The sequence below is a fragment of the uncultured Escherichia sp. genome (genome assembly GCF_948475835.1).
Taxonomy (GTDB): Bacteria; Pseudomonadota; Gammaproteobacteria; order Enterobacterales; family Enterobacteriaceae; genus ECMA0423.
Genome location: NZ_CAOLGM010000195.1, coordinates 1 through 5,210, shown reverse-complemented (window position 1 = coordinate 5,210; position 5,210 = coordinate 1). Strand labels below are relative to the sequence as shown.

Genomic DNA, 5,210 nt, shown 5'->3' with positions numbered 1-5,210 from the left:
CATTATAATTTCGTTGATTAATTATAGGGTTATTAGAAATGAAGGGATTTTTAGCATATTGACCTGACGGCAGCAGTCCGCCAGGTCAGCGTCGTAATATTATGCCGTCCGGGCAACGGCATCACGCGAAGCGGCATCGCGCTCTTCGCCCGTCAGCTCGCTAAGTTGCCCATTGCGCATTTCCAGCAGGCGGTCGGCGTGGATAAAGTAATGATCATCATGACTGATAGCGAAAATAGTTTTACCCATCTCCTGCATCAGCGGCAGCAACACCTGATAAAACTCACGACGGAAGTGTGGATCCTGATCCGCCGCCCATTCATCCAGCAGGATAATATCGCGTTCTTCTGCCAGCGCCAGCAACAGCGCCACGCGTTTTTTCTGCCCTTTTGATAACTTCAGGTTAACAATACGCCCGTTGCTTAACTCAAGCTTATGAGCCATTTTCAGCTGCGCCAGCCACTTCTCAACCAGTTGCGGGTTAGCGGGTTTACCCTCCGGCCCCAGCAGTTGATCAAACAGCCAGACATCGGTAAACACTGCCGAAAACAGTTTGCGATAATCTTCCGGTTGTTCGCCACTGACAGGTTTGCCATCCAGCAAGATTTCGCCGCTTTGTGGCTGGTACAAGCCCGTCAGCAACATCGCCAGCGTCGATTTTCCACTACCGTTGCCACCAATCAGAAACAGCAGCTCGCCACGTTTAATGGTGAGGTTAATCGGCCCAACGGAAAACGCGTTATCCTGATAGCTAAACGTCACGTTACGCAGCTCCAGCGTTTGCCAGTTGGGAAAAGCCTGCGGGCGCGGAAACTCAGCTTTGAAAGGCGCGAGTGCGAATTTGTTCAGCTTGTTAAACGCCACCTGCGCCGTCAGCAGCGTCGGCAATGCGCCAACCGCCGAAAGCAGCGGCGTACGCAGGAATAACAGCGTCAACGAATAGGTCGCAGCAACGTTGGTATCAGCCCAACCGAGACTGTTCGCCATCCAGAACACCAGGCCGATAGCGCCCAGCATCATGATGTTTGACCAGTTCACGGCGCTAAGATGGAAGGTGTCTGCGCGAATAATATGATGGCGATACTCTTGCGCATCGGGGATGTAGAGGTTGTTAAACACATACTCGGCGCGTTCCCGGTTCAGAGTCAGCTCTTTGCGCCCTTCGAGTACGGTTTGAAAATCCGTGTACAGCTTGTCTTCGGTTTCACGCAGGGTCGCCATATGTTTGTACACCCGCGCCACCAGTACAAAACCACCCCAGATGGTGATCGCCATCCAGATAGCCGTTACCAGCAACATTTTGCCCGACAGCATCCACAGATACGCCGCGGAACCGATAGTGAGAATGATCCCCTGCACAAGTTCCGGCAGACGCACAAAAGCAATGGTGATATTGCGCACATCGCTGGTTAATCCCGCCAGCAACGAGGCGCTACCGAGTTGTTCAATGCGCTCGACGTGGGTATCGAGAATCCGCTTGATAAATTCACTACGCAGTCGGTAAACGAAGTGATGCCCCAAAGTGGTGAGCGCCAGTTGCGATCCGAGAGTGACTGCCATCAACAGCAGCATTAATCCCAGAAACTCCGGCAACACCAGCAGACTGCTATCCGCCGTTTCGATAAGGCGCTGATTGATAAAAGCAATTAAGCCAATGCCTAAAGCCGCACTGGCGAGGCTTAGCGCCATCACACTGATAAATGGCCAGCGATACTGCCGCCAGACAAGTACAAGAAGTTCCATGCAGAAAACCCGGACAATGAATTACAGCCCGCAGTTTAAACATCTTCGCGCGCACAGCAATAATAATTCTTATTTTTATTCTTTTTTACCTGCCTGACGGAATGTCAGGTTGTAGCGGCAGTCGGTGGTGAGTGGATGAAACCCCGCTTTCAACGGTTGAATGCCGTGATAAAACAGCCGCGATTCACCGCCCCATACCACCACATCGCCATGTTCCAACAACAAACGTTTGAGCGGATCATTACGTTTCAGGCCACCAAATTGAAAAATCGCGGGTAAGCCCAGAGAAACAGAAACAATTGGCGCGCGCAGATCCGGTTCGTCTTTATCCTGATGCAGCGACAGTTTCGCGCCAGGAGCGTAGCGGTTGATAAGACAAGCATCTGGCTGGAAATCTGGATAGCCCGCCGCCGTAGCCGCACGTTGACATAAATCATGAAAACTCTGCGGCATGGCGGGCCACGGTTTATTTGTTTGCGGATCAATGGGCGAATAGAGATAACCTTGCCGATTGGTCGTCCAGCCCAGCAGCCCGCAGTTAGTCATCGCCACCGACATGGTATATCCGCCGGGGGTGACCATCTGGCGAAACGGCGACTGGCTGGCAACGTCATTAATATCGTGGATTAGTTGCTCCGCAGCGTTAAAAGCAAAACGCCGTAAAATTACCGCACCAGCCGCCAGTGGCTCTTGCCACGGTTCAGCATCGGCAAACAGATCCAACATTACCTCTCCTCATTCTCAGCTTCGCGGCGCAGCAGCTGCGCTTTGCGCGACGCGCCCCAGCGGTAACCTGAAAGCGATCCATCACCGCGTACTACCCGATGACAGGGTATAACGATAGCCAGCTTGTTGGCGGCACAGGCGCTGGCAACGGCCCGTACCGCTTTCGGTTTGCCGATGGCGTTAGCCAGTTGCTGATAACTGACGGTTTCACCGCAAGGTATCGTGCGCAGTGCCTGCCAGACTTGTTGCTGAAAAGCAGTGCCGCGAATATCCAGCGGTAACGTCAGCGGCGTATCGCGTTGATTGAGGCTGGCGATCACTTCACGCACATGTTGCTGAAACGTCAGATCGGCAGGCGCGTTGTCGGCAGCGGGAAACATCTGCTGCAACTCGCTGATTAGTGTCGCGTCATCATCGCCCAGCAATATCGCGCAAATCCCCCGCTCGCTTTCTGCCACCAGGCAACGCCCCAGCTCACAATCAGCCAGCGCGTAACGCACCGCCAGATTTTCGCCACCGTGACGGAATTGTTTAGCCGTCATGCCCAGCGTTTCATCGGCTTTGCGGTAGTAACTGCTGCTGTCGGGGAATCCGGCGTTAAGAATAGACGTCGTCACGCTCTCCCCTTTCGCCAGCGATTCGCGCAAACGGCGAGCGCGCCAGGCCTGTTGCCAGGCTTTAGGCGTCATTCCGGTAGTCGCTTTAAACAACCGATGTAGATGAAATGGACTCATCGCCACCTGGTCGGCTAAGGCTTCCAGCGTTACAGGCGTTTCCTGTTCCAGCAGTCGACACGCGTGGGTGATTTTATCCAACCGATGTTGCTGGGCATTGGCTTTTTCTGGCTGACAACGTTTGCAGGGGCGAAAGCCAGCGGCGAGTGCCTCGCTGGCATTTGCGTAGAAGGAGACGTTTTCCCGCAAAGCATGTCTGGCGCGGCAAGACGGACGGCAAAAGATGCCTGTGGTACGCACGGCGAAAACGAATTCGCCGTCGGCATTCGGGTCGCGGGCTAAGACAGATTGCCAGCGTTGATCGTCAGTTAAGCATGTGGCTTTTTTCATAATCAGCTCCCTGGTTAAGGATAGCCTTTAGTCTGCCCGGTAACCATCACGCAAAAACCAACAATCTTGCGCTTTAATTTTTTTCGCTGACAAGGAAGCTTTTAAACTGTGGTGACATCCAGGTTTTAAAGCTATCGCCTTCTTTGGTGATCATATAAACCGCCAGCCCTTCCCGGCGAACAACCTCTTTGGCTTTCTCCGGCCCGAGTACCATTAAGCCAGTATCCCAGGCATCGGCTTCCAGCGCCGTCGGAGCAATCACCGTCACGGATACCAGATTGTGTTCGATGGGACGCCCGGTTTGCGGATCGATAACATGGGAAAGACGTTTGCCGTCCAGTTCGTAATAGTTACGGTAGCTGCCAGAGGTGCTAATCCCATGACCGTTGATATCCACCACAGCCTGAACTGCGTTTTCTTTATCGGTTGGTTTTTGAATCGCTACCCGCCACGGCAGGCCTTCACCGTTCATACCACGGCTGTTCAGCGCGCCGCCCACCGACACCAGATAGCGGGAAATCCCTTCCTGCTCCATCAAGCGTGCCAAGTGATCCGCCGCATAACCTTCGCCGACGGTAGAGAGATCGACATATAAATCCGGCAGGTCTTTTTGCAGATATTGCTGATGCGACTGATTAATGACCGTAAGGTGCTGTAAACCAGTTTTGGCTTTCATCTCGTCGATCTGTTCCTGGCTCGGAATTTGAACCGGCTGTTGTTCCGGGCCAAAGCCCCACAGATTTACCAGCGGCCCGACGGTAATATCCATCGCACCATCGGTCTTCGCGCCAATGCGCAGCGAGGTAGTGACGATTTCGGCCATCGCTTCACTTACTGGCCACGGCGACAAACTTTGCGAGTCGTTAAAGCGCATCAGCGCGGAATCTTTTTTATAGGTCGAAAGCAGCTGATCGTCGGCGTCCAGCTGGGTCTGAATCTTTTCTTTAAGTTCGGCACTGCGTTTGGCATCAATGCCCGGGATGCTGGCACGCCAGAAGGTACCCATGGTTTTGCCTTCAAGAACGGTAACTTCAGTAGCGTGGGTTTTGGCGGGTTGTGGTTTTTGATCGCAACCAACAAAGAAGAGCGCGGCAGCCAGCAGTGCCACGCGGGTAAAGCTTATTTCCATACGTGATTATCCTCATGCGAACGGTCGCAAGAGTACACCAAAAAACTGAGTTTGTACGCTGAAAACAATGAAAAAAGGGCCCGCAGGCCCTTTGTTCGGTATCAATCGAGATTAGAACTGGTAAACCAGACCCAGAGCTACGATGTTATCAGTGTTGATGCCAGCGTCACGAGTGAACTGGTTGTCGTCCAGCAGGTTGATTTTGTAGTCAACATAGGTGGACATGTTTTTGTTGAAGTAGTAGGTCGCGCCAACATCAACATATTTCAGGATATCTTCGTCGTCGTAGTTACGACCATTGATGACACCCAGGTTTTTACCTTTAGACTGCAGGTATGCTACAGACGGACGCAGACCGAAGTCGAACTGGTACTGAGCAACAGCTTCGAAGTTCTGTGCTTTGTTCGCCCAACCCAGGGAACCTACGCGAGTTGCGTTGTAGGTCTGGGTGTACTGAGCAGCCAGGTAGATGTTGTTAGCGTCGTATTTCAGACCACCAGTGTAGGTTTCAGCACGGTCGCCGTTACCCAAATAACGCTCACCATAAC

General features: G+C 52.9%; 4 protein-coding genes and 1 pseudogene. All 5 read right to left on the bottom strand.

All coding sequences use genetic code 11. From position 1 onward, the window contains the following. Nucleotides 1–99 precede the first annotated feature (99 nt). Entirely contained in the window at nucleotides 100–1,743 is a 1,644-nt protein-coding gene (yojI, locus tag QZF50_RS22470; protein ID WP_000422166.1) for a microcin J25 efflux ABC transporter YojI, read from the bottom strand. A gap of 75 nt (nucleotides 1,744–1,818) precedes the next feature. Continuing rightward, on the bottom strand, nucleotides 1,819–2,469 hold the full coding sequence (alkB, locus tag QZF50_RS22465) for a DNA oxidative demethylase AlkB (protein WP_001402359.1): 651 nt from the start codon (nucleotides 2,467–2,469) through the stop codon (nucleotides 1,819–1,821). Continuing rightward, complete coding sequence (ada, locus tag QZF50_RS22460; RefSeq protein ID WP_000710378.1) at nucleotides 2,469–3,533, bottom strand: bifunctional DNA-binding transcriptional regulator/O6-methylguanine-DNA methyltransferase Ada; 1,065 nt, start codon at nucleotides 3,531–3,533, stop codon at nucleotides 2,469–2,471. Before ada ends, alkB begins: the two co-directional genes overlap by 1 nt. A 73-nt stretch (nucleotides 3,534–3,606) precedes the next feature. Beyond that, the gene (gene apbE, locus QZF50_RS22455) at nucleotides 3,607–4,662 is read right to left on the bottom strand and encodes an FAD:protein FMN transferase ApbE (protein ID WP_000406105.1); all 1,056 of its coding nucleotides are present in this window, start codon (nucleotides 4,660–4,662) and stop codon (nucleotides 3,607–3,609) included. Between the two features lie 111 nt (nucleotides 4,663–4,773). Continuing rightward, a pseudogene (ompC, locus tag QZF50_RS22450) lies at nucleotides 4,774–5,210 on the bottom strand (porin OmpC); the annotation flags it as partial.